Source organism: Streptomyces sp. NPDC102441 (assembly GCF_044765585.1).
Classification (GTDB): Bacteria; Actinomycetota; Actinomycetes; order Streptomycetales; family Streptomycetaceae; genus Streptomyces.
The window spans coordinates 473,083-499,409 of the sequence record NZ_JBIWKH010000002.1 but is presented as its reverse complement, the minus strand read 5'-3'; the positions used below and the strand labels follow the sequence as shown (position 1 = coordinate 499,409).

The 26,327-nt window shown below is 70.0% G+C and carries 22 protein-coding genes; 16 read left to right on the top strand and 6 right to left on the bottom strand.

The window, feature by feature from the left end; all coding sequences use genetic code 11:
- Window positions 1-22: 22 nt before the first annotated feature.
- Together ACIREO_RS05790 and ACIREO_RS05785 are read right to left on the bottom strand one after the other, a co-directional pair.
- Window positions 23-2,416 (bottom strand): MFS transporter, encoded by a 2,394-nt coding sequence (locus tag ACIREO_RS05790; protein ID WP_404105504.1) that lies wholly within the window; start codon window positions 2,414-2,416, stop codon window positions 23-25.
- 171 nt (window positions 2,417-2,587) lie between these two features.
- Window positions 2,588-3,097 carry a MarR family winged helix-turn-helix transcriptional regulator gene (locus ACIREO_RS05785; protein ID WP_404105501.1) on the bottom strand — a complete coding sequence of 170 codons (510 nt, stop codon included), beginning with the start codon at window positions 3,095-3,097 and terminating at the stop codon, window positions 2,588-2,590.
- A 152-nt stretch (window positions 3,098-3,249) separates the two neighbouring features.
- Here ACIREO_RS05785 and ACIREO_RS05780 point away from each other — a divergent pair, with 152 nt between their 5' ends.
- The 12 genes from ACIREO_RS05780 (at window position 3,250) to ACIREO_RS05725 (ending at window position 18,822) form a co-directional block, all read left to right on the top strand.
- The gene (locus ACIREO_RS05780) at window positions 3,250-6,414 is read left to right on the top strand and encodes a discoidin domain-containing protein (RefSeq protein WP_404105498.1); all 3,165 of its coding nucleotides are present in this window, start codon (window positions 3,250-3,252) and stop codon (window positions 6,412-6,414) included.
- Between the two features lie 85 nt (window positions 6,415-6,499).
- Window positions 6,500-6,634 carry a hypothetical protein gene (locus tag ACIREO_RS05775; RefSeq protein WP_404105495.1) on the top strand — a complete coding sequence of 45 codons (135 nt, stop codon included), beginning with the start codon at window positions 6,500-6,502 and terminating at the stop codon, window positions 6,632-6,634.
- A 204-nt stretch (window positions 6,635-6,838) separates the two neighbouring features.
- The gene (locus ACIREO_RS05770) at window positions 6,839-7,588 is read left to right on the top strand and encodes a TetR/AcrR family transcriptional regulator (protein WP_404105492.1); all 750 of its coding nucleotides are present in this window, start codon (window positions 6,839-6,841) and stop codon (window positions 7,586-7,588) included.
- 101 nt (window positions 7,589-7,689) lie between these two features.
- A complete protein-coding gene (locus ACIREO_RS05765; protein ID WP_404105489.1) occupies window positions 7,690-9,375 on the top strand; it encodes a (2,3-dihydroxybenzoyl)adenylate synthase in 1,686 nt (561 codons plus the stop codon).
- Entirely contained in the window at window positions 9,372-11,018 is a 1,647-nt protein-coding gene (locus ACIREO_RS05760; protein ID WP_404105486.1) for an FAD-dependent monooxygenase, read from the top strand. The genes ACIREO_RS05765 and ACIREO_RS05760 overlap by 4 nt, the downstream gene beginning before the upstream one ends.
- Window positions 11,019-11,067: 49 nt before the next feature.
- Window positions 11,068-11,730: a VOC family protein gene (locus ACIREO_RS05755; RefSeq protein WP_404105483.1), complete on the top strand. Its 663-nt coding sequence runs from the start codon at window positions 11,068-11,070 to the stop codon at window positions 11,728-11,730.
- Complete coding sequence (locus tag ACIREO_RS05750; RefSeq protein WP_404105480.1) at window positions 11,727-12,044, top strand: hypothetical protein; 318 nt, start codon at window positions 11,727-11,729, stop codon at window positions 12,042-12,044. The genes ACIREO_RS05755 and ACIREO_RS05750 overlap by 4 nt, the downstream gene beginning before the upstream one ends.
- 69 nt (window positions 12,045-12,113) lie before the next feature.
- Window positions 12,114-12,920 (top strand): Asp/Glu racemase, encoded by an 807-nt coding sequence (locus tag ACIREO_RS05745; RefSeq protein WP_404105477.1) that lies wholly within the window; start codon window positions 12,114-12,116, stop codon window positions 12,918-12,920.
- The gene (locus tag ACIREO_RS05740) at window positions 12,920-14,170 is read left to right on the top strand and encodes a hypothetical protein (RefSeq protein WP_404105475.1); all 1,251 of its coding nucleotides are present in this window, start codon (window positions 12,920-12,922) and stop codon (window positions 14,168-14,170) included. Before ACIREO_RS05745 ends, ACIREO_RS05740 begins: the two co-directional genes overlap by 1 nt.
- Window positions 14,171-14,200: 30 nt before the next feature.
- On the top strand, window positions 14,201-15,529 hold the full coding sequence (locus tag ACIREO_RS05735; protein ID WP_404105473.1) for an MFS transporter: 1,329 nt from the start codon (window positions 14,201-14,203) through the stop codon (window positions 15,527-15,529).
- An 18-nt stretch (window positions 15,530-15,547) separates the two neighbouring features.
- A complete protein-coding gene (locus ACIREO_RS05730) occupies window positions 15,548-17,707 on the top strand; it encodes a hypothetical protein (RefSeq protein ID WP_404105470.1) in 2,160 nt (719 codons plus the stop codon).
- A gap of 443 nt (window positions 17,708-18,150) precedes the next feature.
- On the top strand, window positions 18,151-18,822 hold the full coding sequence (locus ACIREO_RS05725) for an enoyl-CoA hydratase-related protein (RefSeq protein ID WP_404105467.1): 672 nt from the start codon (window positions 18,151-18,153) through the stop codon (window positions 18,820-18,822).
- A 293-nt stretch (window positions 18,823-19,115) separates the two neighbouring features.
- Here the strand turns inward: ACIREO_RS05725 and ACIREO_RS05720 are convergent, their stop codons facing one another.
- Together ACIREO_RS05720 and ACIREO_RS05715 are read right to left on the bottom strand one after the other, a co-directional pair.
- Window positions 19,116-19,244: a hypothetical protein gene (locus ACIREO_RS05720; protein WP_404105464.1), complete on the bottom strand. Its 129-nt coding sequence runs from the start codon at window positions 19,242-19,244 to the stop codon at window positions 19,116-19,118.
- 219 nt (window positions 19,245-19,463) lie between these two features.
- The gene (locus ACIREO_RS05715) at window positions 19,464-19,991 is read right to left on the bottom strand and encodes an SRPBCC family protein (protein ID WP_404105461.1); all 528 of its coding nucleotides are present in this window, start codon (window positions 19,989-19,991) and stop codon (window positions 19,464-19,466) included.
- Window positions 19,992-20,129: 138 nt separating this feature from the next.
- On the opposite strand from ACIREO_RS05715, the gene ACIREO_RS05710 reads away from it, so the two are divergent.
- On the top strand, window positions 20,130-21,035 hold the full coding sequence (locus ACIREO_RS05710; protein ID WP_404105458.1) for a helix-turn-helix domain-containing protein: 906 nt from the start codon (window positions 20,130-20,132) through the stop codon (window positions 21,033-21,035).
- A gap of 92 nt (window positions 21,036-21,127) precedes the next feature.
- Complete coding sequence (locus ACIREO_RS05705) at window positions 21,128-22,192, top strand: hypothetical protein (RefSeq protein WP_404105455.1); 1,065 nt, start codon at window positions 21,128-21,130, stop codon at window positions 22,190-22,192.
- Between the two features lie 98 nt (window positions 22,193-22,290).
- On the opposite strand, the gene ACIREO_RS05700 is transcribed toward ACIREO_RS05705, so the two are convergent.
- Window positions 22,291-22,566 (bottom strand): GlsB/YeaQ/YmgE family stress response membrane protein, encoded by a 276-nt coding sequence (locus tag ACIREO_RS05700; RefSeq protein WP_404105452.1) that lies wholly within the window; start codon window positions 22,564-22,566, stop codon window positions 22,291-22,293.
- A gap of 182 nt (window positions 22,567-22,748) precedes the next feature.
- The gene (locus ACIREO_RS05695) at window positions 22,749-23,930 is read right to left on the bottom strand and encodes an alpha/beta hydrolase family protein (protein WP_404105449.1); all 1,182 of its coding nucleotides are present in this window, start codon (window positions 23,928-23,930) and stop codon (window positions 22,749-22,751) included.
- Between the two features lie 298 nt (window positions 23,931-24,228).
- On the opposite strand from ACIREO_RS05695, the gene ACIREO_RS05690 reads away from it, so the two are divergent.
- Together ACIREO_RS05690 and ACIREO_RS05685 are read left to right on the top strand one after the other, a co-directional pair.
- Window positions 24,229-25,545, top strand: coding sequence for a sensor histidine kinase (locus tag ACIREO_RS05690; RefSeq protein ID WP_404105447.1), 1,317 nt, complete (start codon window positions 24,229-24,231; stop codon window positions 25,543-25,545).
- On the top strand, window positions 25,542-26,228 hold the full coding sequence (locus ACIREO_RS05685; RefSeq protein WP_404105444.1) for a response regulator: 687 nt from the start codon (window positions 25,542-25,544) through the stop codon (window positions 26,226-26,228). Before ACIREO_RS05690 ends, ACIREO_RS05685 begins: the two co-directional genes overlap by 4 nt.
- Window positions 26,229-26,327: the final 99 nt, after the last annotated feature.

The window sequence follows — 26,327 nt, the reverse complement described above, 5'->3', positions numbered from 1 at the left end:
CTGGCCGGCCGTCAGGAAACGCTCAGGACGCCGGGTGGGACAGCTCGATGTCGAGGTCTTCGGCGCCGGAGCCCGTCACACGCAGCGCGGTGGCGACGGCCGGGTAACCGCTGGCGACCACGGAGTACTCACCGGCGTCCAGGTCGGCGAAGGCGTACACGCCGTCCGCGCTGGTGGTGGCCGTCGCGGCGACGTTGCCCGCCGCGTCGAGGAGCGTGACGCGGGCGTCCAGCAGCGGGCGCCGGTCGGTTCCCGCACGCACCGCGCCCTGGAGCAGGGCGCCCGCGACGAGGGCGATCTCCACCCGGCCGGGGCCGCCGACGCCGACCGTGACGGGAACGGCGGCCGGCCGGTGCCCCGCCGCGTTCACCGCGACCGTGAACTCGCCGGCGGGCAGCTCCTCGAAGGTGAACTCCCCGTCCGGGCCTGTCTGTCCGGTGCCGACCACCTCGCCGCGCACATCGGTCACGATCACGACGGCGGCGGCGACCGGCAGCCCGTCGGCGCCGCTGACGGCCCCGCTCAGACCTGGCGCACCGGAGAGAAGGATGTCGTACGCGAGCGGTTCGTCTCCGACGGTGACGGTGACCGCCTGCGGCTGGTGCCCGTCGGCTGCGGCGATCAGCACGTAGGTGCCGGCACCGGGTACGGCGAGCTCGTAACCGCCGTCGGAACGGCCCACGACCCGACCGAGCTGACGCCCCGTCAGGGAAATCAGCGTGACCGTGGGGCGAGGGGCGCCGATGGGGCTGCGGATGTGTCCGTGGAGCGCGGGACCTGCCTGGACGGGTGCCTGGCCGGCCTGGTCCGCATGCGTGTCGTGGGCGGGTGCCGGTTCCGGGGCGGGTGCCGGTTCCGGGGCGGCGGCCCGCGCCGCAGGCTGCGGGCGGCGGAAGCCGATCAGGGTGGCCGTGGCGATCAGGGCCACCAGCATCCCGACCGCGCCGACGGTCATGCAGACGTGGACGGCGTCGGTGAAGCTCGCACCGATCGCGCCGAGCGCGGGGCCGGTCGCCTCGGGGGCGAGCCCCAGGTGACCGGCGGCGCCCACGCCGCCCTCCGCGAGGGCCTCGCCCACCCGCTGCTGGTCGGCGGCGGACAGTCCGGAGTCCGCGAGGTGCCCGGGCAGTGCGGAGGTGAGCCGGCTGGTGAGTACGGCACCGAGGACGGCGGGGCCGAGCGCGCCGCCGAGCTGGCGCAGGGTGTTGTTGCCGGCGCCCGCCATGCCCGCCAGGTGGTGCGGGACGCTGCCGACGGCGACGGCGCTGATGGGCGTCATCACGAAGCCCATACCGAGGCCGAACAGAGCGAGCGGACCGGCCATCTCGCCGAACCCGGAGTCGGTCTCCAGGCCGGTCAGCCACAGCATGGCGCTGCCGACGCCGACCAGGCCGACGCTCAGGAGCAAGCCGGGCGCGACCTTGCCCATCAGACGGCCGACGAGCGGGCCGGTGAGGACGGAGACTCCGTTGAAGACCAGCATCCGCCAGGCGATGTCGAGGACGGAGAGCTGCTGCACGCTGCCGAAGAAGAGGCTGAGGGTGAAGACCGACCCGATCATCCCGAACATGACGACCGCGTTGACGACGCCCGCGCCGGTGAAGGGACGTACCGCGAACAGCTTCAGGGAGAGCATCGGCGAGGCGGAGCGCAGCTCGGCGACGATGAAGCCGATCAGGCCGAGCGCCGCGGCGGCGAACGCGACGACGACCTCGGTCTGGCCCCAGCCGCCGGCCCCGCCGCCCTCGATCACGCCGTAGATCAGGCCGATGATGAAGACGATCGCGGCGATCTGGCCGGGGACGTCGACGGCGCGGCCGTGCGCGGAACGCGAGTCCTCCAGCATCCGCACGGCCACCAGGCCGGTGACGGCGGTGATCACGGCGGCCGGCAGGAAGATCCAGCGCCAGGTGGCGTGCTCCAGGATGACGCCGCTGATCAGCGGGCCGAGGGCCATGCCGATGCTCAGGGACGCGGCCCAGGCGGCGATGGCCTTGGCGCGGGCACGGAAGTCCGGGTAGGCGTGGCTGATCAGGGCGAGCGTGGAGGAGGCGAGAGCCGCGGCACCCGCACCGGCGACGGCCTGGCCCGCCCAGACCTGCTGGACGCTGTGCGCGGTCAGGGAGATCACCGAGCCGGCGGCGAACAGGAGCATGCCCGCGAGGTAGGCCTTCTTGCGGCCGTACAGGTCACCGATCAGGCCGAAGGTGAGGATCAGCGCGGCCATCGGCAGGATGAACGCGTCGGAGACCCACTGCAGGTCGGCCGTGGAGGCGCCGAGCCCCTGCTGGATACGCGAGAGGGACACCGAGACGCTGCCGATGGGCACGTAGGCGGCGAACATACCGAGACACGCCAGCACGGTGGTCAGTACCGGTCGCTCGACAGCGCGGTGGGGGGCGGATATCGCGGACATGTGAGACAGACCTCCTGATGGAACGCGGCGGCCAAGTTATCAGGCGCCTGTCACAGTCCCAAATGACTGAGACCGGCGAGCACCGGCCACTGCCGGGGACGCAGACATCCGGCCGGTGACAGGGGAACGCGGGGTGACGGGGGAACGCTGAAGGCCTGTGACGGAACGGCCTCAGCCGACGTCGGGCGGGTCGGGCCACATACGGGCCACCGGGGAGTCGGGGCCGTCGAGAGCGATGGCGATGCGACGCATGCCGAGCGTCAGACGGTCCAGCTCCTCGGGCCCGCCGACCACATCGGAGAGCCGTTCCACGACCGCTTCGACGAGCCGCCGCCCCTCAGCCATGCCCCGCAGTCCGGCTTCGGTCGGCTCGACCAGCACGACCCGACGGTGCACAGGGTGCGGATGCCGCTCGATCCACCCGATCCGCTCCAGATGCGCGAGGGCCGTCGTCACACTCTGCGGCGTGATGTTCTGCCCCCGGGCCAGATCCGCCCCGGACAGCGGCCCGTGCTGGTCGAGCGTCAGCACGATCCCGAGCTGCGTCATCGTGACACCGAGGGGGCGCAGCCGTTCGTTCAGGGCACGGTGCACGGAGTTGTTCGCCCGCCACATCGAGTGGCTGAACGTCTGGTTCCACGACGTGCCGGAGGCAGTCCCCTCCGGGCGACGGCTCGGCATTTTCAACTCCCTGCGGACAAACGGATCCCATCGTAACGGCACGGGCGGTGGGCCGGGCGGCCCGCGTTGCGGTACGGAACCCTTGACGAGCAGCAGGTCAGGGGAAAGGATGGCCAGCATCTGACAACGTTGTCAAAGCCCCGGAGGGCCCCATGACCGACAGCCCGACTTACCTCGACAGGCGTAGGTTCGTCCAACTCGCAGGACTGACAGGGCTGTTGACGGCCGGGTCGCTGGCTTCCCCAGGTATGGCGGCAGCGGAGCCGACTGCAGCCGCCGGGGGACGCCACCACGAGGGCCCCGAGCCGGACGGCATCGCGGAGACCTATTACCAGGTGCTGCTGACGCACACACGCTGGGCGGAGACACAGTGGGACTCCGCTCTCGGTCATTACACGGCCAAGGACTTCGGCTTCGCGGTCGTGCTCGGCAACGCCGTGCTCCTGACCCAGGGGACCTACGACTCCGGGCGGGCCGGCGTGGGCAAGGACGAACTGCTCTCCCGCACGCTGGCCACCATCAAGCACTTCGCCGCCTCCAATCGCCTCACAGGAGGCACGGAGTGGGGCCGCACGTTGTTCTTCGACACGACCTTCCAGTTGTACTTCGTGCTCGCCGCCCGGCTGCTCTGGGATCAGCTGGACTCCGGCACACGGCAGAACGTCGACACGATCGCCCGCGAACAGGCGCAGTACACCGCAGCCCTCGGCAGCAGGACCGACCCCGCCTCCGGGAGCTGGACGCCGAACGGGCTCAAGGGTGGCTTCGTCGGTGACACGAAGCTCGAGGAGATGGGCGTCTACGCCCAGTCGCTGGCACCGGGCCTCGCCTGGGCCACCGACGACTCCCGGCACGACGAGTGGACGGCGGCCTTCGGCCGGTGGACCCGGAACGAGGCGGGACTGCCCGCGGCGGACCTGGCCAATCCCGCCCTGGTCGACGGAGTCGCAGTCCGGACGAACACCGCGACGAATCTCTACGACACGTTCATCGTCGAGAACCACGACTCCTTCGGCCCGCACTACCAGGAGGAGCTGTGGCGCACCTCCGGCCGCAACGCCGCCCACTTCATCACCGCGGGCCGTCCCATGCCGCAGGTCCTGACCGCGCAGCCGAACGCGGGGCCGCTGTGGCGCACTCTGCTCATGGTGATGAGCGACGCGGGCGAGCCGCTGATGCCCATGGTGGCGGACCGCGAACACCTCTACGGACGGGATGTGATCCCGCTGGCCTTCCTGGCCCAGGTGACCGGGGACCGCGCTGCCGCCTGGGCCGAGGCGGCGATGGCGAAGCGGCTGGCGCCCTACCAGGCGTACGCGCCGGAGTACCGGCTCGCCAAGTTCTCGGGCGAGGCGAAGTACGAACCGGAGGCTAGGGCCGAGATCGCCATCAGCTATCTGCTGCACCGGTGGCGCGCTGCGCACGGTGGCGCCGTGACCCCGCTGTCCGACAAGGAGTTCTACGCACAGGCCTCCGGGGTACGGGACTTCGCCGAGGGCCCTGGCCTGGTGGTCCAGCAGACCCCGGCAGCCTGGGCGGCCACGGTGAGCAAGCCGGGCTTCGTCAAGTTCGCCTGGCAGCCCGCCCATGACGACTGGCTGTTCGCGCTGAGCGGCAACACTCCGATGTTCCTGCCTTCGACCGGCGGCAAGGTGCTGCGCCGCTCGGTCACGACCTACCGGAAGGTCCGCGACGGTATCGACGCGACCGCCTCCGTACTCGAACTCGACACCGGTACCGCCGGGTTCACCACCCTCCCGTCGGGTGTGGTCGTCTACGCGACGACCGGCACGGCCGCCGGTGAGGGGCACCTGCAGATACACAACCTGACGATGCCGGGGCTGGCGGGCCTGGACGGCAGTCGTACGTACACCTCGGCCGAGGGATCGGTTCAGGTGAAGTCGAAGGACAGCGGGAACACCTCGGGCGGGACCGGGCCCCGGGTGGACACCCTCGCGCTCCCCCGCGGCTCCCACCGCTTCGTCCGCATGCAGGGCGTCTCCGGACACCCGCAGTACGGGTACTCCCTCTACACCTTCTCCGTCCGGGACGGCGCGGACGGAGACGACCTCGCCCGCACCGCTGCCGCCACCGCTTCGTCGGCGACGCCGGGCCGCGAGGCGGCACAGGCACTGGACGGCGACGACACCACCCGCTGGGCCGTCGCAGTCGCCGACCGCAACCGCCAGGACAGCTGGCTGACTGTCGACCTCGGCAGCGCCGTCACCTTCGACCACGTCACCCTGGCCTGGGAGTCCGCGGCTGCGAGCAGGTATCAGGTACAGGGCTCCGACGACGGGGAGAACTGGACCGAACTGACCCGTTTCCCCGAGGCCGAGCTCACGAGCAGCGGCGGCTGGGTCTCCGTGGACGGAAGGGCCGGGCTGGTGGTCCGTGACGCCGCCAACCCGCTTGCCGTCTACGGCGACATGCTGGTGCTGTCCGACGGTCCCGCCGAGCCCCTCACCGTCGAGGGTCATCCGACAGGGGACCCCGCCGCCCTGGAGGCGGCAGCGTCCCGGAAGGCCCCGAAGGCCGGGGACCCCGCCGTCCACGCCAGCACCGCCGGCGGCCACCTGAGTCTGTTCAACCTCTCCCCCGACACCGTGAAGACCGCCGTGGCCGTGCCCGGGCAGGGCGTCGGCCTCGTCCTCTACGCCGGTTCGCAGACGGTGACGGCCACCGGTACGGACTTCGCGGCCGAACTGGAAGGGGCGACCGCAGCTGTCGCCGCGGCCCGGTTCACCCTGCGTCCGGCGACGGGACGGACGGTACCGCCGGGTGTCCGGGCGGATGTGACCGACGCCGCGACCGTGCGGCTGACCGGGCCGTCGTGCGACCTGCTCGTGACGGCCGTCGACGGCCGGCGCACGAAGGTCCGGCTGCGCCGCGGCCGGACCGCGACGGTGTCGGTGCGCGACGTCGTCCCCTATCCGCTCGACGACGCCGCGCTGGGATGCGACACGTTCCCGAACGCACCGCGCCCCGTCGGCATGTCGGACCCGTCAGCCGCGGTGGACGGCGACCGGCAGACATCGTGGACCCCTGGATCCGACCGGGCACGGATGGTCGTGGACCTCGGTTCCGCCATCCCCGTCGAGCGGGTCCTCGCGGAGTGGACGTCGAGGAGGCTGCCGCGGGCGACAGTCGAGTTCAGCGACGACGGCGTCACCTACCGGCCCGGTGGAACGCTCCGGGGCCGCAACACCACGACCGGCCTCACCGCCGGCGCCACCGCCCGCTATGTGGCGCTGGACGTCTCGGGCTGGACCGGCGGGCACGCACGCCTCAGGAGCCTTTCCGTACTCCCCCGGTAAAGACTCCTGGTACCGCAGACGCACCGGCCCTCGCACGGGGGCCGGCGGCGTCAGCCCGTCCGCCCGTGACCACGCGACGCAACGCATGGTCCAGGCCGTCACCGCCATCTCCCTCACCGCGGAACTGCAACGGGACTGGGGTCGCGCCGGCGCGGACGACCCGCGCTCCGTCCTGCGCTGGTACTTTCCCCGGCTCAGCGACATCCGCGCCGAGGCCTGAGGCCCCAAGAGCCCCGCACCGACGGGTTTCATGAGTGTCGAAACCTTGACGCTCATGTCGAACCGCCCGTAGCGTGCGTCGTACCGGCCGACACCACGGGGCAGCGGTATCCGATACCCCAGGCGGTGCGCGCGATCACCCATGGACCTGTCACGGCACGCTTCGGGCCGAGGCCGGTGCAGGCAGAATGAGGGGAGCAGCAGCATGGCGGTCGACGCGAGCGGGGCATTGATGACGAAGCAGCACAACCGGCGACGACTGATGTCGAACGAGTTGCTGGAGCACTCGGCCCGGCTCTTCGCCGAGCAGGGCTTCGCCAACACGAGCTTTCAGGACATCGCGGACGCGATGGGCATCAGCCGCCCCGCCCTGTACCACTACGTCAGCAACAAGGAGGAACTGCTGGCGGAGCTCGTCAGGGACGTACTGCAGCGAGTGGTGGAGATCCTCGAGGGGGCCTGCGCCCGCTCCGACCTCGCGGAGGCCGAACGCCTGGAACTCGCCCTCCGTGAGATCGTGCTCCACAACACGCGCAACACCACTCGGTTCCGGCTGCTCGACCGCAGCGAGCCCAATCTTCCCGCGGACATCGCCGACATGCACCGCCAAGCTCGCCACCGCGTGCTTGAGCTCCTCACGGGCCTGATCTCGGACGCCCAGGCCGCAGGCGCGCTGCGCCCGCTCCCGGCCCGCACCGTCGCGCTGAGCATGCTGGGCATGACCAACTGGGTTGCGTGGTGGTACCGCCCCGGAGCCGAAGGGGGCGCGGAGGACGTGGCGAGGGTACTGGTCGATGTAGTGATGAACGGTGTCCGCCGGGGCGACGAGCGAACGGTCGAGCCGGGACCGTGGGCAGCCCTGGAACTGCTCAAGGAAGACATGAAACACCTGGAAGGCGCCATGACCACCGCGCTGGCAGACGAGAACCCCACCCCTCCTCGCACCCGCGACTGACGTCGAAGCCGACCCTGTTTCCGCATGACCCGTATGACCCGCACCACCGCACTTGTGACAGGTATGTAGAAATTTTTACGCCTACGTAACTGGAGGTTCGCATGCTGCTCGATGCCGACCACGACGCATCCCGGCCCTTCCCTGCCGAACGGGCCGAGCGCTACGTCAGAGAGGGGGTGTGGACCGGCGAGACGCTGGGCGACGCGTTGCGCGCCGCTGCGGTCGAGCACGCCGACCGCACCGCCCTCATCACGGTCGACGACCGTCTTACGCACCGTGAACTCGACGAGCTCACCGAGTGTTTCGCCGCGGGTCTGCTGGCCACCACGGCCCTGGCGCCCGGCGACCGCATGATGTTCCAGCTGGGGAACGTCGCCGAGACGATCGTCGTCTACTACGGGGCGATCAAGGCGGGCATCATCCCTGTCTGCACCCTCCCCCAGCACGGGGAGCGCGAGATCGGCCTGCTCGCCGAGCACACCGGGGCCCGCGCGCACGTCGTGCAGGCGGACTTCCGTAACCGCGACCTCGTCCACCTGGGAGAGCAGCTCGCCGGCAATGTCGATGTGCTCGACACACTGATCGTCGCCCGCGGGCCGGCGCCGGAGGGAGCTCACTCCTACGACGACATCCTCACGGCGGGCAAGGGCCGCGTGGCACGTGAGCGGCTCGCCGCGCTCGCCATCGATCCTGCAGGGCTGGTGGTCCTCCAGCTCTCCGGAGGTACGACCGGGCTCCCGAAGGTCGCACCCCGCCGCCACAGGGAGTACCTCTACAACTCCCGCGTATGGGGGGAGACACTGGGCCTGAACCCCGGCTCCGTCGTCCTGCACGCGCTGCCCATCATGCACAACGCCGGAACCGTGGGCGCACTGCAGCCCGCCCATCTGGCCGGTGCGGCCTGCGTGATCACGCCAGGGGCGGAGCCCGGGCCGTTGCTGGCGCTCATCGCCCGGGAGCACGTCACCGTGCTGCCGGTTGTGCCGCCGGCCGTCGCGATCCGGATGCTGGAGCACGAGGACGCACGCTCGACGGACCTGAGCAGCGTCACCGGATTCTGTCTGGGCGGGCAGCGTCCGTCGGTCGAGCTCATCGAACGTCTCGAGTCCGAACTGCGCCTGCCCACACGGCAGATGTTCGGGATGGCAGAGGGGATGTTTCTGTGCACCCCGGCCGATGCCCCGGAATGGATCCGCCGCAACACCGTGGGCACGCCGGTCTCTCCCGCCGACGAGGTGCGCGTCCTGGATCCGGCCGGGGAGGACGTCCCGGACGGCACGCTAGGCGAACTGGCCTGCCGTGGCCCGTACACCATTGAGGGCTACTACCGGGCGCCGCAGCACAATGCGTCGGCTTTCACCGAGGACGGCTTCTACCGCACCGGTGACCTCGTCACCCGGCATGTGGTCGGCGGAAGGGACTACTACGCGATCGACGGCCGGATCAAGGACGTGATCAACCGTGGCGCGGAGAAGATCCACGCCGAGGAGGTCGAGGAACTGCTGGTGCACCACCCGGACGTCCGTAACGCGGCTCTCGTCGCGATGCCCGACCCGGTGCTGGGCGAGCGGATCTGCGCCTACCTGGTGCTGAGGTCCGGTGCCGCCCGGCAGTCGGTCGGTTCCGTCGCGGAGTTCCTGCTCTCCCAGGGACTGGCGAAGTTCAAGCTCCCGGAGCGCGTCGAGGTCGTCGGCGCCTTTCCGCTGACCAACGTCGGCAAGGTCTCCAAGAAGGACCTCCGGGCGGACATCAAGGAAAAGATCGAGAAGGAAGGCGTCTCGTCATGAGACTCGACAGTGTCGCCGTGCTCGGCGGCGGTCCCGGCGGGCTGTACACCGCACGGCTGCTCAAGCTCGCGCACCCGGAAGCGAAGGTCGCGGTGCACGAGCAGAGTGCGCCGGAGAAGACCTTCGGTTTCGGAGTGGCGGTCGCCGGCCGCACCCAGCGCAATCTGGAGGCCGCGGACAGCGCCACCCAGGCGGACATCATCGCCGCGGGACGCCCGCACGACATGCGGATGCTCATCGGTGACCAGGACGCACGGGTACAGAACGGAGCCCTCACCGGCATCGCGCGGCCGCAGTTGCTCGAGGTGCTGAGCAAGCACGCCGAGGCGGCCGGTGTCGAGCTGCATTACGGCCGACGCAAACGGCTGGAGGACCTCCACGCCGAACTCGTCGTCGTCAGCGACGGCGTGAACAGCCGGACGCGTACCGAGCACGCGGAGGACTTCGGCGCGCACATCGAGGTCGCAGAAGGTTTCTACCTCTGGGCGGCGGCGGACTTCGCGCTCGACACCGCGATCTTCACACCGGTGACGACCCCGCACGGCACGTTTGTCACACACGCCTACCCGTACGCGCCGGATCGCAGCACATTCCTCTTCGAGACGGACGAGGCCACCTGGCGCGCCGCGGGCTTCGACGTCACCACCGCAGCGACCGCTCAGGACGCCTCGGACACCTCCGCGCTCTCCTACCTGGAGACGGCGTTCGCCGAGCACCTCGACGGCCACCGTCTCATCGGCAACCGCACGCGCTGGCTGCGTTTCCGCACGGTGCGCTGCGACCGCTGGACGCGCGGGAACACGGTGCTGCTGGGGGACGCCGCGCACACGGCCCACTACTCGATCGGGTCCGGCACCAAGCTCGCCATGGAAGACGCCATCGCACTGAGGGACGCCGTCGCCGGGGCGGACGACCTGCCCACCGCGCTGGCGAATTACGAGCGGACCCGCCGGCCGCAGGTCGAACGACTGCAGGAACTGGCCAGGCGCAGCCGACTGTGGTGGGGCTCGTTCCCGCGGAGGACGCAGCTGCCGGTGGACCAGCTGATGATCGCGTACATGACCCGGGCCGGAAATGTCGCCCTGCAGCGATTCGCCGGAACCAACCCGGAGATCACGCGGCGAGGGCTGGCGCAGTTCGCAGAGCTCGAACCCGAGAGCGCCCCGACCGAGGGAGTCGTGGAATGGGTGCTGAGCCGCCCCCTCCAGCGCGGTGACCGGCAGTGGCCGAATCGGCTCCTCGTCGCCACACAACGGGAATCACTGTCGGCGCCGGCACCCGTCGAAGCTGTCCCGCCGCCCACGGATGCCGGGCTGGCAAGGGTGGACGTCTCCCTGGGCGACCCGTGGAGCGAGGAGGGTGACGCGCTGGTGAAGCGTCTCAACGACCTTGTCCTGGCGGGTTGGCAGGGATTCTGGCTGACCGGGGAAGCGGACCGCGGAAGTGTGCTGACCCGGCTCGATGTGGGCGAACGGCTTCGCACCGAGACCAACGGCCTCGTAGTGGCAGACGGGCCGGCCACGCTCACCGACGAGCTGGCCGCAGGAGTCGCAGCGGGCCGGGTGGATCTCGTATGCCCGCTGGAGCCCTTGCCCGACCGCACACCGACACCCCGTGACACCAGCGTCAAATGTTCGGCATAACTGTCAAGCGAGAGAAAAGCCCGCACAGGAGCACGAGGAGGATCACCGAATGACCCGCAACGAGCACCGGGTGAAGGGCGTCGACCACGCCGCCTTTCCCACCTTCGACCCCGTCGCGACCGTCCGCTTCTACCGCGACACGCTGAAGTTCCCGGTAGTGCACTCGATCTGCGCCGCCGGGTGGGGGCCGGAGAACCACCCCGACTTCATCCACTTCTTCTTCGACATCGGCAACGACGACCGCATCGCGTTCTTCTACTACTTCGGCCACGAACCCGCCGGAGACCCGAACCTGCGGGGCGACGCGTGGGCCCGACTGCCGGAGGGCACTCCGGAGTTCTTCGCCAACTCACGGCACCTGGCCATCCACGTCGACTCCGAGGAAGACCTCCTTGAGTACCGCAGGCGCCTGGACGAGAGCCGGTGGCCCTGCGAGATGCAGGTCATGCACGAGACCATCGAGTCGGTCTACACCCATGACCCCAACGGCTACATGATCGAGATCACTCGGTCCCTGCGTCCCGTCACCCCGCAGGAGGATCTCGACGCGGAGCTCACCATCGAGGCCCTGTGCGACGTGGCCTCCGGCCCCGAGCCGACCATGGACAAGCTGCTCACCCGTAAGGCAGAGCTGATCGTCGAGCGCGCGGACGGGTGGGAGACCGCCCGCAGGGCCCGGGAAGCCGAATCGCCCCAGGCGGTGACGCCGTGACCGCGTTGTTCGTCCTGGACGTCCCGGAGAACGAAGGGGTCGTGCGCGTCGCCAGGCAGGACGCCCTGCTGCTGGTGGAGGAAGTCGGCCCGTACTTCCGGATCGCCGCGACCGAGGAAGCCGGCCCCGGCGCCGTGGGCCCGGCGCCGGGCGAGGACGTCGGCGCCGGCCGTACGAGCGCGGACGGCCAGATCATCATCGACCGCCGCGCGACCGGCTGCCGGCACGCCGTCTGGTACTCCGCGATCGCGGGCCTCCAGGAGGCCCGCATCGTCCAGCACGACAAGAACGCCCTGCGCGCCGTCCGCCGCTAGGCCCTCCCCTCCAGGAAACCCACCCAGAGCCCGGTGCTCCCCACCGGGTCACGCGAATCGGGACGAACCATGCGCGAAACAACCACAGTTCACAGCATCGCCCACCCACGACCGCACCACCGCATCGGGCTGGTGGTACCCAGCTCGAACGTGACGGTGGAGACCGAGATGCCCGCGCTGCTGCAACGGCACCGCGACGCCACGTTCTCCTTCCACTCCACCCGGATGCGGATGCACACCGTCTCGCCCGAAGCGCTGCGGGCGATGAACAGCCAGCGGCAGCGGTGCGTCGACGAAATCGGTGACGCCGGGGTCGACGCGATCCTCTACGCCTGCCTTGTCGCTCTCATGGCCCAGGGCCACACCGAAGGGGAGGGGGAACACAAGCTCACCGAGGCGGCAGTGGCCCGCGAGCTCGGTGCGCGCGGCATGCGTCCACACGTCATCTCCAGTGCGGGGGCGCTGGTCCACGCGCTGCGTGCGGCCGGTGCCAGGAATGTTGCCCTGGTCATGCCCTACATGCGGCCGGTCGCCCGACTCGTGGTGGCGTACCTGGAAGCCGAAGGCATCACCGTGACGGACTGGCACACGCTGGAGGTCGCCGACAACGCCGAGGTCGGCTGCATCCCCGGCGACCAGGTGCTCGGAGCGGCCCGCTCACTCGACCTGTCCGGCGCCGACGCACTCATCATCTCCGCCTGCGTCCAGATGCCCTCCTTGTCCCTGGTGCAGAAGGCGGAGGACGAGTTCGGACTGCCCGTGCTGTCCGCCGCGACGGCCGGCGCGTTCACCCTCCTGGAGACGCTGGGGCTCCCCGTCGATCTGCCGGGCGCCGGCCGGCTGCTCACCCGCGACGCGAAGACGGCGGTGCTGTGATGGCCGCATCCGGCGCACCGAAGAATCCGGGCCTGAACGTCGACTGGTACCCCCACTCCCTGCCCGACAGGGCCGGCGTCCATCTGCAGACCAGCGCCACGGTGGACAACAGCGCGGCAAAGGGCACGCTCTACACCCCCGCCGGCCGTGAGCCGGAGAACACCACCGTCGTCGTCCTCATGCACCCGCGCGTCGACTTCTCCCGGCACTACCTGATCCCCGCCCTCCTGCGGGCGGGCCACGCGGTCTACGTCCAGCAGCCCAGGGACGCCGGCAACGACCTGCGCCTGGTGCACGAGCAGACACTGCTCGACCTGGGCGCGGGACTCACCTGGCTGCACACCGTCGGGTTCCGGCGGACGGTCGGACTCGGCAACTCGGGCGGGGCCGGTCTGCTGACCTACTACGTCCAGCAATCCCTGCGGGCCCCCCAGGACCGTACGGCCCGTACACCCGCCGGCCGCCCCGCCCACCTGGAAGCAGCCACCCTCCCCGCACTCGACGCGATGGCCTACCTGGCGCCGCACCCCGGCCAGGGCCGACTGCTCGCGAACTGCATCGACCCCTCCGTCACCGACGAGGACGACGCCTTCTCCGTCGACACCTCGCTCGACCCCTTCGCCGAGGACAACGGCTGTCGTCCGGCTCCGCAGAGCGCGTCCTACTCCCCTGAGTTCGTCGCGCGCTACCGTGCCGCACAGCTCGACCGGGTCGCGCGGATCGACGAGCGCGCCCGCACGTACGTGGCCGAGGCGCTCGCCGCCCGCAGGACGGTCAGGTCCACAGGCGGCACCGCAGCGGACCGCCGCCGCTCGGGCACCGCAAGGCTGATCACGGTGTGGCGTACGGATGCGGACCTGCGCGCGATGGACCAGGACCTCGACCAGTCCGACCGTGGCTACGGCTCGGTCTACGGCGCCAAGCCGGAGACCACGAACTACGGCATCGTCGGCTTCGGCCGGCTCACCACACCGGACGCCTGGCTCTCCACGTGGTCAGCGCTCTCCTCGAACGCCTCGATCGAGAAGGCGGGACCGGAAATGGTCCTGCCGAGCCTGCTGATCGCCTACACCGCGGACAACTGCGTGTTCCCCAGCGACTTCGAATCGATCGTGGCGAACATCGGCAGCGGTGACAAGCGTGTCGGCTCGGTGGCCGCGGACCACTACGGGAACCCGGTGGGCGAGGGCCGCCAGGGACGCGAGGACGCTGCCGGGATTCTCGATGCCTGGCTCAGGGACCTCGACTGACAACCATGTGATCACTCTGTGGAGGACAGAATGCCCGGTAAATCCCGGAGGACGCTTGTCGCGGGCTGTGTAGGCCTGTTCGTCGAGTGGTTCGACTTCTCCATCTACGCGCTGTCCGTACCCGTGCTGGCCTCGCACTTCTTCCCCAGCGAGCACAGGCTGGCCTCTCTCCTGGCGACGTTCGCGACATTCGCGGTCGCATTCGTCGCCCGCCCCATCGGGGGCGCGGTGTTCGGCGCCCTCGGGGACCGCAGGGGGCGCCGGTTCACCCTCACCCTCGTCGTCACGACCATGGGCTGCGCGACGCTGGCCATCGGGCTGGTTCCCACGTACGCCACGCTGGGGGTTGCCGCCCCGATCCTGCTGGTGCTGTTCAGGCTCGTGCAGGGATTCTCGGCAGGTGGCGAGACCGCCGGCGCGCTGTCCTTCCTCGCCGAGCACGCTCCGCCTGCCAGACGGGCGTACTGGGTCAGTGCGGGCGTCGCGTTCAACGTCATCCCCACGATCGTCGCCGCCGCGGCGGTGACCGGCACGATGGGCCTGGTCGGTCAGCAGGGCTACGAGGACTGGGGCTGGCGGATTCCGTTCCTCCTGGGCGGCATCTTCGGCTTCGTCGGCCTGCTCCTTCGCCGGAACCTCGATGAGTCACCGGAGTTCGCACAGGCGCGGCGGGACGGCCTGACGACGCGTACGCCGATTCGCGACTCCGTCCGCCGTCATCCGCGAGCGATGCTTCTGGTCTTCGGGCTTTCGGCACTGAACGGCCTCGCCTTCTACGTCCTTGCCGCCTTCGCCCCCACTGCCATCGTGGAGTACGGGCACATGTCGCGTCAGCAAGCGGTGGTCGCCAACATGATCGGGCTGGCCTTCACCGCGGCACTGATCCCGCTCGTCGGCAAGCTGGCGGACCGCTACGGGCGCAAGCCACTGCTCTACCTCGGCGCTGGCGCCATCGCCCTCACCAGTGTTCCCGCGCTCCTGCTGATGTTCGGCCGGTCAGTCGTCGCCGTCACGCTCGGACAGTGTCTGCTCGGCGTAGGCATAGCGGTGTTCGCGACGGTCTACGGCGTCGTCCAGGTCGAACTGTTCCCGCCGGCGATCCGGTACACCGCGGTATCGCTGAGCTACAACATGGCGTACGTCATCTTCGCCGGAACCGCGCCCTTCGTCGGGACCCTGCTGATTTCCGAGTTCGATTCTGCCGTCGCGCCAGCCTGCTATCTCGCCGTGATCGCGCTCGCGGCCCTGGTCGTATCGCGTTTCGTCCCGGAGACGCTGCCAGGGGCCGGACCCGCAGCACCACAGCGGACGGAATCGCTCCCATCAGCGCGTGCCTCGCACAGCACCCCGAGTGTCTGAACAGAACGGAGAAACCTCGTGGCTCGTCATGTAATCCCGGCGGACAGCGCCGGAATACGCACCCTGTCCGCCCTCCAGTCGGATGCCCACTACGCGGTCCATTCCGCGCACCGCGCGATCGCCGGCCTGGACCCACGTCACACCGGCCGGGCCGCGGCGCTTGCCGCCGTCGACCCGGTACTGGCGGACCTCTACTGGGCGAAGTGGCATCTGGGAAGCATCACAGGCACCTACGCCGATTTCGCGGCCCGCTCCCCCGAGGTCACGCTCGCTGACATCGCCGGACGGTTCCGCACGGTCACCGAACGCGCCGAGCAGGTCGTCCGGATGTGCCGTGACGGCCACGAGGCAGCCCACCCCAAGAGCCCCCGGCTGACCGGCCGAGGCACCGAGATCGCCTTCTACGACGGCGTACCGATGGTGCCGACCCTGTGCCCCGTGGTCGTTCTGGGAGGCTCCAGCCGTGACATGGGCAGGCAGTACGCCAAGCAGGTCGTCGAGATCTACGGGAGGTGGATCTTCGAACGTCTCGCGGCGCGCGCGACGAGCGAGACCGACACGGCTGAACTCGCCCAGTGGGCAGAACAGCTCCGGAAGTCCATGCCGGAGATACTCGACTTCGCACGTGGCTGGTCGGAAGGCGCCGCCGAAGCCGGAGTTCCGCTGACACGGGCACAGGCATTGGCCATCTGGACCGGATACGCCCCGCCGGCACGGGACTATCTGCACATGGGGGCCGGACTCGGCGCCGACGACGGGGCGGGGGTCTCCGCCTACCTCGGGTCCCGCAGCGGTGAGGCGGCACTGCGCGAGCTCTCCGACCTGTGCAGCGGTGGCGCCGCCTGGGGGGCGGGGACGTCCGACGGAAGCCTCATAGCCGGCTCAACGACCGACCACGACTGCACCTACCAGGCCACGATCGTGGCCTTTCCCGACGAGGGCAACAGGTTCATCTACACCCCCTTCTCGGCCAACGGGTCCATTCCGGTGCTGGGCCGTTTCCACATGGCCGGACATCCTGGGATGAACGACAAGGGCGTGGCCTACGTTCATCACGGCGGACAGCAACTGGACGGCGGCAGCGCCGGAGGCGGCCCGAAGGACGAATGGGGCTACGGGGTGAGGCGGGGCGCATCGACCTTCCACGCCCTCCAGTACGCCGATTCGGCCGTAGGCGCACGGGACATGATGCTGGCCCTGCCGGTCGGGGATCCTGCACGGATTCTCGGTACGGCGGGCGGGTTCTTCGCCGACGCCCGCTACGGCGTCGCCATCGAGGAGCGCGCCGGTTCTCCGGACTCCCCCCGGCCGATCATGCGCGAAGCCACCTATGACGAGCACGGAGCCGCCCACGACGTCCTTTACGCGAACAACAATCCGCTCAGTGAGGACCCGGGCAGCTGGGCCGCCGTCCACGAGGCCGATTTCCGGTACAGCAGGACTGCCGGCTGGCATCTCACGCGTGCGTCGGACAGCGGGACGACGGATCCGGTGACCACGGCCGCGAGGCTGTCCACGAAGAACAGCGCGGGACGCAATCGCTACCTCTACCGTCGTCTGATGGAGGGGTACGGCCACATCGACCTCCCGTACATGCACGACGTCTACTCCACGAGCGGGCGCGTCCCCGAGGGCGACGACCGTGCCGTGCAGCAACGCTGGGACGAGGGCGAGGAGTGGGAGTGCTCGGCCGCCCACCGCGGCAACGCCTTCACCGCGGTGATACGTCCATCGAGCAATGGGGACGGCGTCTACCGCGCCTGCGTCGGCCCCACCGGCCGCTTCCTGCAGGTGCGCGAACCGAGCCATGGCTACTACTACTTCGACGAGACCAACGCCTTCTGGGAACTCTCCCTCACCGACCGGCCCCGGGATCTGATGGGGGCGGCCGAACACGAAGCGGTCCGTCGACTGGCCCGGGCGGAGACTCTGGCAGCCGACCTCTCCGGGGGGCGGCCCGACGAGGCACGGCTCCACGCCCTGCTGACCCGCGCACGCACGGACATCGCGACGGGGCGCACCTGCCAAGCGGACCTCCGCGGCCGGATCGACCCGCACGACGACACCACTATGGCTGAACTCGCCCGGGCCGTACGCGCCTTCACGCGGGCCCAGGTGCGTGCCCAGCAGGTCTGTGACGCACTGGGCACCCAGCCGGACCTCCCCGCGCGAAGGTGAACCGCGTCGCCCCCCGGGTGATGAGGTGCTGACCTGTCGCAGCGAAGGTGAGCCCATGACCGCGTGCACCGGAAGGCGGTCGCCGACGGCGTGGTGCGAGGCAGGGAAAGGCCGGGCCCTCCTCCAGGACGGTCCGGCCCTGGCGCTCGCGTTCGCCGCACGCAGAATGCCCTCGGAGAACGCGTAGCCCCTCTTGCGTGTTCTCTGGCCCACCACATAAGTTACTGGCAAGTAGTTCGCTTGTCGGCGCCTCCACCGTCGCCGCGGTCGAAGGCGCGGTGATCATGTGCCGGGCCGGGCAGACACCGCTCCGATCGACGCGGACGCCGCAGAGATCCACGGTCTGCTCCTCCACGCCCTGCGCGACCGCCCCAGTACAGAAACCCGGCCCCGTCGTAGTCCGCAGCCACTTCACCTGATCAGCTCAGCTCGAAGGAGTCGCCATGCCCTCGCTCGACCGCCACGACAACGTCTTCGTCCTCGACCTAGGCGACGGAGAGAACCGTTTCCATCCCGACTGGCTCGCCGCCGTCAGTGCCGCGCTCGACGAGGTGGAGAAGGCGGAGGGCCCCCGCGCCCTGGTCACCGCCGCCACCGGTAAGTTCTACTCCAACGGGCTCGACCTGGACTGGCTGTTCGCCCACGCCGACCAGCACCAGGATTACGTCGTCTCCGTCCACGAGCTGTTCGCACGGATGCTGTCGCTGCCGGTCATCACGGTGGCCTCGCTGCAGGGACACACCTTCGCCGCCGGCGCGATGTTCTCCCTCGCCCACGACTTCCGTGTGATGCGCGCCGACCGCGGCTACTGGTGCCTGCCCGAAGCGGACATCAACATCCCCTTCACCCCCGGCATGGCCGCCCTCGTCCAGTCCCGCCTGGCACCGCAGACCGCGCACCAGGCCATGCTCACCGCCCACCGCTACGGCGGCGCCGACGCCGCGGCCGCCGGCATCGTCGACCAGGCGGTCGCCGAGGAAGCCGTGCGCTCCACCGCGATCGAGATCGCCCAGGCGCAGGTCAACAAGGCCGGCGACACCCTCGGGACGATCAAGTCCCGCATGTACGCCCCCGCCCTTGCCACCCTGCGCGACACCACGAACCCGCTCGGCTGATCCCGGCGGCAACCTGGTCGAGAGAGCGATCTACCGCGCTTCGAGTCGCACCGACTGCGGCGGTGTGGTGCCGGATCTCAGGATCGCGCGGGCCTGATCCATCTCGATGTCCTTCTACTCAGAACCGGGGATCAGAAACAGGTGCCCAGCTCGGTCTTCAAGGTCCGGCTGGGATGTCAGAGCCATCGCATAGAGTCCTGGCGATGGGGCCGGTAACGGGGCAACCAGCACCGAAGAACGGCGACCTCCCTGGTCTGCGCGGAGGTGGTTACGGCCCAACCGGCGTCCAGGCATCAGTAGAGGGCCAAGAGTGCGGCCCGCCGGCCCGGCCCCATCCAGCGGTTCGAGGTGCCGCGCGAGCGCACGGCGACTCCACCGTGGAGGTCGCGTCCCTGGCCGAACACGAGGCGGGGTCGCGTCATCGCCCCACTCGCGGACTTCTGGGCCCACCTGGCGGGACACCTCTCCCGCCCGGGCGGGACACCTCTCCCGCCCGCCCGGCCGACGGCCCCGTCACATCCCCCGTGCTCCCGAACGCGCGAGCCTTCTGCAGCGGGCTCAACTACCGGGATCGCGCGAAGGAGGACAGCTTCCGAGGCCATGAACTGCCACCGTGCCCGACTCTGGACCGGAGGCGGCCACTACTCGGTGCGGTGGCCCGCGATCCACTCCGCCAGGGAGAGCAGGGTGGCCTCCGCGCTGTTCGCCATGTGGTCCCGCAGGGCGTGGAGGTCTTCGGGTGTGTCGCCCAGGACCGGGTCGGTCCGCAGCAGTCGCCAGGTCTGCTGGACGATGCTCCCGGCGCCCTGTTTGCAGAAGTGCCAGTCCCAGCGGACGATGCCCTGCTCGGCTCCGCCGACGACGAAGGCGAACGCGGAACCCGGATCCGCCTGGACCACTTCGGAGTGGGTGACCCATTCACGTCCGTCGCGGCGATTGCGTCCGCTGAACCGTGCGCCGACCCACGGGCCCTCCCCCGGCTCGTAACTCACGGCGCTGGCGCTCGGGCTCCACGTATCGATCAGGGACACGTCGCTGATCAGTTGATATACGGAGTCCGGCGTCAGGTCGACCCAGCACCGCCTGGTGAAGGTGAAGGGTGCCAGGTCGAGGCCGGCCAGCGGACTGTGCGGGGCGGGGGCGATGTTCTCGGACGTAGTAGTGGTCACCGGGTCTCCTAAAGGTGAAGGCAACAGAGGGGGTGTACGGCTCACTCTGGGGGCCGGTGCGGGAAGCAGCCAGACCCTGTGGATCCGTACCCCAGCAGGGTGAGGCGCGGTTCGGCGGTGCCGCACATACTCCATCTCATGAACAAGCACGGGCAGCTCGCCGACTTCCTCCAGGCACGCCGGGGCCTTCTGCATCCCGAGGATGTCGGGTTGCAGACCTACGGCGAGCGGCGCCGGGTGCCGGGGCTGCGAAGGGAGGAGCTGGCGATGCTCGCGGGCATCAGCGCGCCGTACTACGCCCGGCTCGAGCAGGGCCAGTCACGCAACGCCTCGCGCGAGGTACTCGATGCCATCGCGACCGCCCTGCGTCTGGACGAGTCCGAGCGGGCCCATCTGCACGAGCTTGCCCGTGCACCGAAGCGGGGCAGAGCCGCACCACGCCCCCGTCCCGAGCGCATCACCCCGGCCACCAGCGCGTTGCTGGCAGCTCTCGAAGGCACCCCCGCCATCGTCATGGGCCTCCGTAGCGACGTTCTGGCCTGGAACACGCAGGGTCACGCGTTGTTCGCCGGTCATCTCGACCGGGGCAGCCCCGACGAACCCGGGCGACGGCCGAACATGGCCAAGCTGGTGTTCCTCGACGCTCACACCCGCGACCTCTATACAGACTGGCCCACCAAGGCCAAGTCCGTGGTCGGCAACCTGCGCATCACCGCCGGCCGGCACCCGCAGGACCCTCTGCTGGCCGGGCTCGTCGGCGAACTGATCATGCGCAGCCCGGAGTTCGCCACCATGTGGGCCGATCACCGGATCCTGGCCTGTGATGTCGCCGACTACGAGATGCACCACCCCACGGTCGGAACCCTGACCGTCACCCAGCAGACACTCCAGAGTCCGCAAGGAAGCGGACCGGCCGTGGTGATCGCCACGGCCGCCCCGGGGTCCCCCTCCGCGACATCCCTGAAGCTGCTCGCCCACGGCACCGCGCCTCGGGAAGCGGTCTCCCCGCGCAAGGACGCTGACGCGGGGACCCCCACCACCTGAACCCCCTTCGATCACCCCTCTCGACCACCATCAGCACGGCATCGCCGCATCGCGGCTCCAGCCTGCCCAGAACCAGCGAAGTGAAGGAACCCGTGTCCCACCGAATCACCCGACGAAGCCGCAAGATCATTACTGCGGTCGCCCTGATGGCCGCTACCGCTTCCGCCGCGCTCATGTCCGCCCAGGCGGCACCGGCGACGACCCATGCCGCGCCGCCTGCCCACAGCACCGCAGCGGGGACCTCTGCGGCACCGACCGTCCACAGCACCGCAGCTGCTCAGGGGCTCCTGAGCGACGTTCGAATCGCCAAGCACTTCGACCTGGCGGCGGGCCAGATGCCGGAGAACATCGCCCTGTTGCCCGACGGCACGGCCTACGTCACCTTCGCCGGCAGCCGCCAAGTCGCCCAGATCACCCCTCGGGGCAACACCCGCATCCTGGCGACCCTGCCCGCGCCCGCCGACGGCGGAGTCAAGACCCCCGCCCTCGGCTTCCCTCTGGCCACCGGCATCGTCCACGCTGACGGCGCCACGTACGTGCTGTACGCGACCGGCACCGCCGACCTGACGGGCCTGTGGCGGCTGGCCCCTGGCAAGGCCCCCAAGCGCATCGCCGCGCTGCCCGCGAACGGCCTGCCCAACGGTCTGGCGCTGGACCGGCACTCCAAGCGGCTCTACATCACCGACTCGGTGCTCGGCACCGTGTCGACCGTCCCCCTTTCCGGGGGCCGGCCCACCACCTGGTCGACCGCATCCGAGTTTGCCTCGACCGGCTTCCTCGGAGCCAACGGCGCGAAGGTACACAACGGCGCCCTGTGGGTGACCAACCTCGACAAGGGCACCCTCCTGCGCATCCCGATCCGCCACGGAAACCGGGCGGGAGCACCGCAGGTGAAGGCAACGGGCCTGGTCGGCATCGACGACTTCGCCTTCACCGGTCGAGGCAACGAGGTGCTCGCCACCCTCAACGCCCCCAGCAAGGTCGTGAGCATCCAGCCCGACGGCACCAGCACCACCGTTCTGGACTCCGGCGACGGACTTCAGAACCCCACCTCCGTCGCCCTGCGCGGCAAGGAGGTGTACGTCCTCAGCGCCGCCTACACCACGCAGAAGGACCCCAACCTCCTGCGCGCCCGCCTGCACGGCCACCACCGCTGACCCACGCCCGGCACCCGATCTTCCACGACGTCAAACGGCTCCCCCATCGAGCAGAGGGGGAGCCGTTTCAGCGCATGCGGTCCGCGTGGACGCGGGTGTCAGGCGTGACGGGAGTGTCGATTGCCGGTGATGACCCGGTACAGGACCAGGAGGATGATGGAGCCGACGATGGCGGCGATCCAGGTGGACAGGTCGAAGAAGCCGTCGATGGAGTCGACTCCGAAGATGACCTTGCCGAGCCAGCCGCCGAGAAGGCCTCCCGCGATGCCGATGAGCATCGTGATGATGATGCCGCCGGGGTCCTTGCCCGGCAGGAGTGCCTTGGCGATGACGCCGGCGAGCAACCCGATGAAGATCCAGGCGATGATGCCCATGATGCGTCTCCTACCTCGTCGTATAAGGCCTGTGTTAATGCACCGTCTTTACCGTCCGAGCCTTTTCAAACGCTGCACATCTGCCCCGTTGTCGGCAGGCCTCTTCTGCACTACGCCTTCCTCGGTACTCGCACTGTCGCGCGACCTGAATCCCGCCCGGCACATGAACCACCGGACAGATCTCAGACGCAGATGCCCGTCTCCGGGGTGCAGGGATGGACCTGCGGGTAGCGCGTGGACGGCTTGTCCAGGAGGGGTTGCGGCCGGTGGCGCAGGTGCAGGTCGAGGAAAGCGCGGGTGTACCTGCGGACGATCTCCGCGGCGCGGGCAGCCGGCAGGTCGGCACCGATGCCGATCCCCAGCTGCTCGGCCAGCAGTCCGACGTCGGTGAACGAGGCGTGTTCGGCTCCTTCCACCACGAGCCACCGCTTCCACCCTGTCAGGCGTTGCCAGTCGCGTTCCCAGGTGGCGACGGCGCCGTCACCACTGCCCGGGCTGTACTGGTTCTGCCTGCCGAGCAGGAGGAACGGCCGGGACAGGCCGCTGTCCGGGATCGGGATCTGGGTCGTGCCGTCGATGTCGATGCCCGCGCGCACCCGGGGGTCGGCCAGCATGGAGGTGACGGCGCTCGCACCGCCGACGGAGTGGCCCGCCATCGCGATCCGTGACGGGTCGACAAGCCGGGCGCCGACCCATCTCGCGTGCGCTCCGGTCAGTTCCTCCAGTACGAAGGAGACGTCGGCGGCCCTGCCTGCGACCAGCCGGTTCCAGAACGCTTCGTCATGCGGGACCTCGCAGGCGGCGCAGGTAGCGACCCGGCCGTCCGGGAAGGTGGTGGCGACACTTTCGTAGGTGTGGTCGATCGCGGCCACGATGTAGCCGTGGCTCGCGAGTTCCTCGGCGAGGGTGGTCAGCGTGGTGCGCGGCTTGGAGAAGCCCGGTGAGAGCACGACCAGTGGCAGACCGCCCACGCGCCCTGCCGGCCGGGCGTCGGTGAAGGCATTGGTTCGAACCGTGCTCAGCACGTCCGACGGCACACCGGTGATGCCCCCTTCCTCGAGAAGCAGTTCCGACTCCGTCGGCGTCATGTACTGCGCCCGTCGTCCGTTCGGCGAGGCCGTCGGATACCACAGGGAGACCATGAGTTCGCGCGCGTCGGCCCCCGGAGCCCAGGGATCGGGGCGGGAGTCGTCCGTGAGGTGCAGGGACGTGGTGCCGACGGCACGGGGCCCGGTCGGTCCGGGCAGATACGGTGCGCTGTCCGGGCCGTCGGCCGCCGCGGCAGGAGGTCCGCCCAGGCCGACGGCGAGCGTGAGCAGTGCGGTAGCGATGGTGAGGCCACGGCGGAGGAGTGCAGGGTTCACGAGTTCGTCCGTTCTCCACTCGATGCGGGCGGGCCGTCGTGGCGGCGGCCCACCTCAGACAGTTCGATCACCGGCATGGTCATGAAACGGCTCCTCGGGCACGGCAGTTGGTTTCCTGCACGTTAGGAGCGGGACCAGCTGTCACACATCGCCCGCTCGAACCCATTGCGGTACCTCGCCGGGATGAGCCCCCGGAATCGTCATCCCTGCGATGTAGGCGGGTGATGTATCCGGTGCGACGGAAATGACCGCCAAGGCGGACTCCGCCGGTCCGTGTGGCAGCAACAATGAACCGGTGATGAACGTGCGTACGGGGCTGGAGCGGCTTCAGGAAGCCGCGCGTCGGTCGGTCCGCGACCTCTGGCGCTCCGGCGGTCCACCTCTCCGGCCCGCCAGGCGCGCCTGGCAGTTCGACGTGCTGGTGGCGCTGACGATCGGTATCGCCACCGTCTACTACGGCATCGACAACGCCGACAACGTGGTGGTGCGGGAGATCGCACCCGGCGTGGAGCGCGTCATGACGCGCCCGAACGGACCCGGCGGCATGGCCTTCATGGTGACCCTCGCGTTCATCGCCTCGGGCGCCCTGGTGCTGCGGCGCCGCTATCCGCTCGCCGTGCTGTGCGTCGTGACGGCCGCGACACTGGCGACACCGCAGAGCGTCCTGCGGCTGACCTTCTACGCGTTCGTCATCGCCGTCTACAGCGCCGCCGTGTACAGCCCGTACCGGTCGGCGACCCTGGCGGCACTGCCGACGTCAGTCCTCTTGGTCAGCGCCTCGGGCAATTCGGTGACCCCGATCGTCCCCAACCAATACATCGCCCTGCTGATCCTGGTCCCGATGGCCGTGGCCGCGGTCGGCCTGCGTACCTGGAAACTCCGCACCGACGATGGGCATACTCGGCTCTCCGCCCTGGAACGCGAACAGGCCGAGGCGCTGCGCCGGGCCGTCGAGCACGAGCGGGCCAGGATCGCCCGCGAACTGCACGACGTCGTCACGCACAACGTCAGCGTGATGACCATCCAGGCGGGTGCAGCCCGCAAGATCATGAAATCCTCCCCCGAGCAGGCCGGCGAGGCACTGCTCGCCGTCGAGGCGGGTGGGCGAGCGGCCATGACCGAACTGCGCCACGTCATGGGACTACTCACCATGGCCGACGAGAGTGAGGTGACGGGCGTGGACGGTTCGGCGGCGGTACCGGCCCCGCAACCCGGCCTGGGCCAGCTGGAAACGCTGGTCGGGCGGGTACGGGACACCGGGCTCCAGGTCGACCTGACCGTGGCCGGCCGGCCCTGCTCACTCCCGCCCGGCGTCGAACTGGCTGCCTACCGCGTAGTGCAGGAAGCCCTGACCAACGCCGTGAAGCACGCCACCGGAGCCACCGCCGCCGTGACCGTCGAATACGGTCCGGACCAGCTGCGGGTGGAGGTCACCGACACCGGAGGACACGCGGGCGCCGCCACCGGAGGACACGCGGGCGCGGCCACCGGAAACGGCCGGGGGCTGATCGGCCTGCGCGAGCGCCTCACTGTCTACGACGGAACCCTGGACACCGGCCGTCGTCCGACCGGCGGCTACCGCGTGGAGGCCCTGATCCCCCTGGAGGCACCGTGACCGAGCCCCTGCGTGTCCTCCTCGCCGACGACCAGACCCTGGTCCGCACCGGATTCCGGATGATCCTCGGCGCCGACGGCATCGACGTCGTCGCCGAGGCGGCCAACGGAGGCGAAGCGGTCGAGGCGGTCTGCCGCACCCGTCCCGACGTGGTCCTGATGGACGTCCGCATGCCCGAGATGGACGGCCTGGAAGCCACCCGTCGCATCCTCACCGGCACCCCGGGCGAGCCCCACATCATCATCCTGACCACCTTCGACCTGGACCGCTACGTCTACGCGGCACTGTCCGCCGGGGCCAGCGGATTCCTCCTCAAGGACGTCACCCCCGAATACCTGGCCGCGGCCGTCCGCACGGTCCGTACCGGCGACGCCCTCCTGGCACCGGCCATCACCCGCCGCCTCGTGCAACGGTTCGCCCAGCGTGGCAGCGGCGCCGCCGCCCTCCACCGTGACCTCGCCTCGCTCACCCCGCGCGAGCTGGAGGTCCTCGGCCTGCTGGCCCGAGGCCTGAGCAACGCCGAGCTCGCCGCCCGCCTCCACCTGGCCGAGACGACCGTCAAGACCCACGTCGCCCGCATCCTCGCCAAGCTCGGACTCCGCGACCGGGTCCAGGCCGTGATTGTCGCGTACGAGACAGGGCTGGTCAGCGCCGCAGCGCGCGGGGCCGCCGAGGAGACGTAGACCGAGGCCGGGGCCGAACCGGAGTCCTTGACCAGGCGGACGAGTTCGTCGTCGGTGGTCCTGTTGCCCGGCTGCAGAGGACGGGCGCGTGGGAGCCTG

Bases quoted from the DNA above. Each gene is read 5' to 3' on its own strand.
- ACIREO_RS05720 (WP_404105464.1), bottom strand. From the start codon at position 19,244: ATGACGCGACCCCGCCTCGTGTTCGGCCAGGGACGCGACCTCCACGGT.
- ACIREO_RS05780 (WP_404105498.1), top strand. From the start codon at position 3,250: ATGACCGACAGCCCGACTTACCTCGACAGGCGTAGGTTCGTCCAACTC.
- ACIREO_RS05690 (WP_404105447.1), top strand. From the start codon at position 24,229: ATGAACGTGCGTACGGGGCTGGAGCGGCTTCAGGAAGCCGCGCGTCGG.
- ACIREO_RS05735 (WP_404105473.1), top strand. From the start codon at position 14,201: ATGCCCGGTAAATCCCGGAGGACGCTTGTCGCGGGCTGTGTAGGCCTG.
- ACIREO_RS05700 (WP_404105452.1), bottom strand. From the start codon at position 22,566: ATGGGCATCATCGCCTGGATCTTCATCGGGTTGCTCGCCGGCGTCATC.
- ACIREO_RS05760 (WP_404105486.1), top strand. From the start codon at position 9,372: ATGAGACTCGACAGTGTCGCCGTGCTCGGCGGCGGTCCCGGCGGGCTG.
- ACIREO_RS05775 (WP_404105495.1), top strand. From the start codon at position 6,500: ATGGTCCAGGCCGTCACCGCCATCTCCCTCACCGCGGAACTGCAACGG.
- ACIREO_RS05790 (WP_404105504.1), bottom strand. From the start codon at position 2,416: ATGTCCGCGATATCCGCCCCCCACCGCGCTGTCGAGCGACCGGTACTG.
- ACIREO_RS05725 (WP_404105467.1), top strand. From the start codon at position 18,151: ATGCCCTCGCTCGACCGCCACGACAACGTCTTCGTCCTCGACCTAGGC.
- ACIREO_RS05710 (WP_404105458.1), top strand. From the start codon at position 20,130: ATGAACAAGCACGGGCAGCTCGCCGACTTCCTCCAGGCACGCCGGGGC.
- ACIREO_RS05765 (WP_404105489.1), top strand. From the start codon at position 7,690: ATGCTGCTCGATGCCGACCACGACGCATCCCGGCCCTTCCCTGCCGAA.
- ACIREO_RS05745 (WP_404105477.1), top strand. From the start codon at position 12,114: ATGCGCGAAACAACCACAGTTCACAGCATCGCCCACCCACGACCGCAC.
- ACIREO_RS05755 (WP_404105483.1), top strand. From the start codon at position 11,068: ATGACCCGCAACGAGCACCGGGTGAAGGGCGTCGACCACGCCGCCTTT.
- ACIREO_RS05770 (WP_404105492.1), top strand. From the start codon at position 6,839: ATGGCGGTCGACGCGAGCGGGGCATTGATGACGAAGCAGCACAACCGG.
- ACIREO_RS05785 (WP_404105501.1), bottom strand. From the start codon at position 3,097: ATGCCGAGCCGTCGCCCGGAGGGGACTGCCTCCGGCACGTCGTGGAAC.
- ACIREO_RS05740 (WP_404105475.1), top strand. From the start codon at position 12,920: ATGGCCGCATCCGGCGCACCGAAGAATCCGGGCCTGAACGTCGACTGG.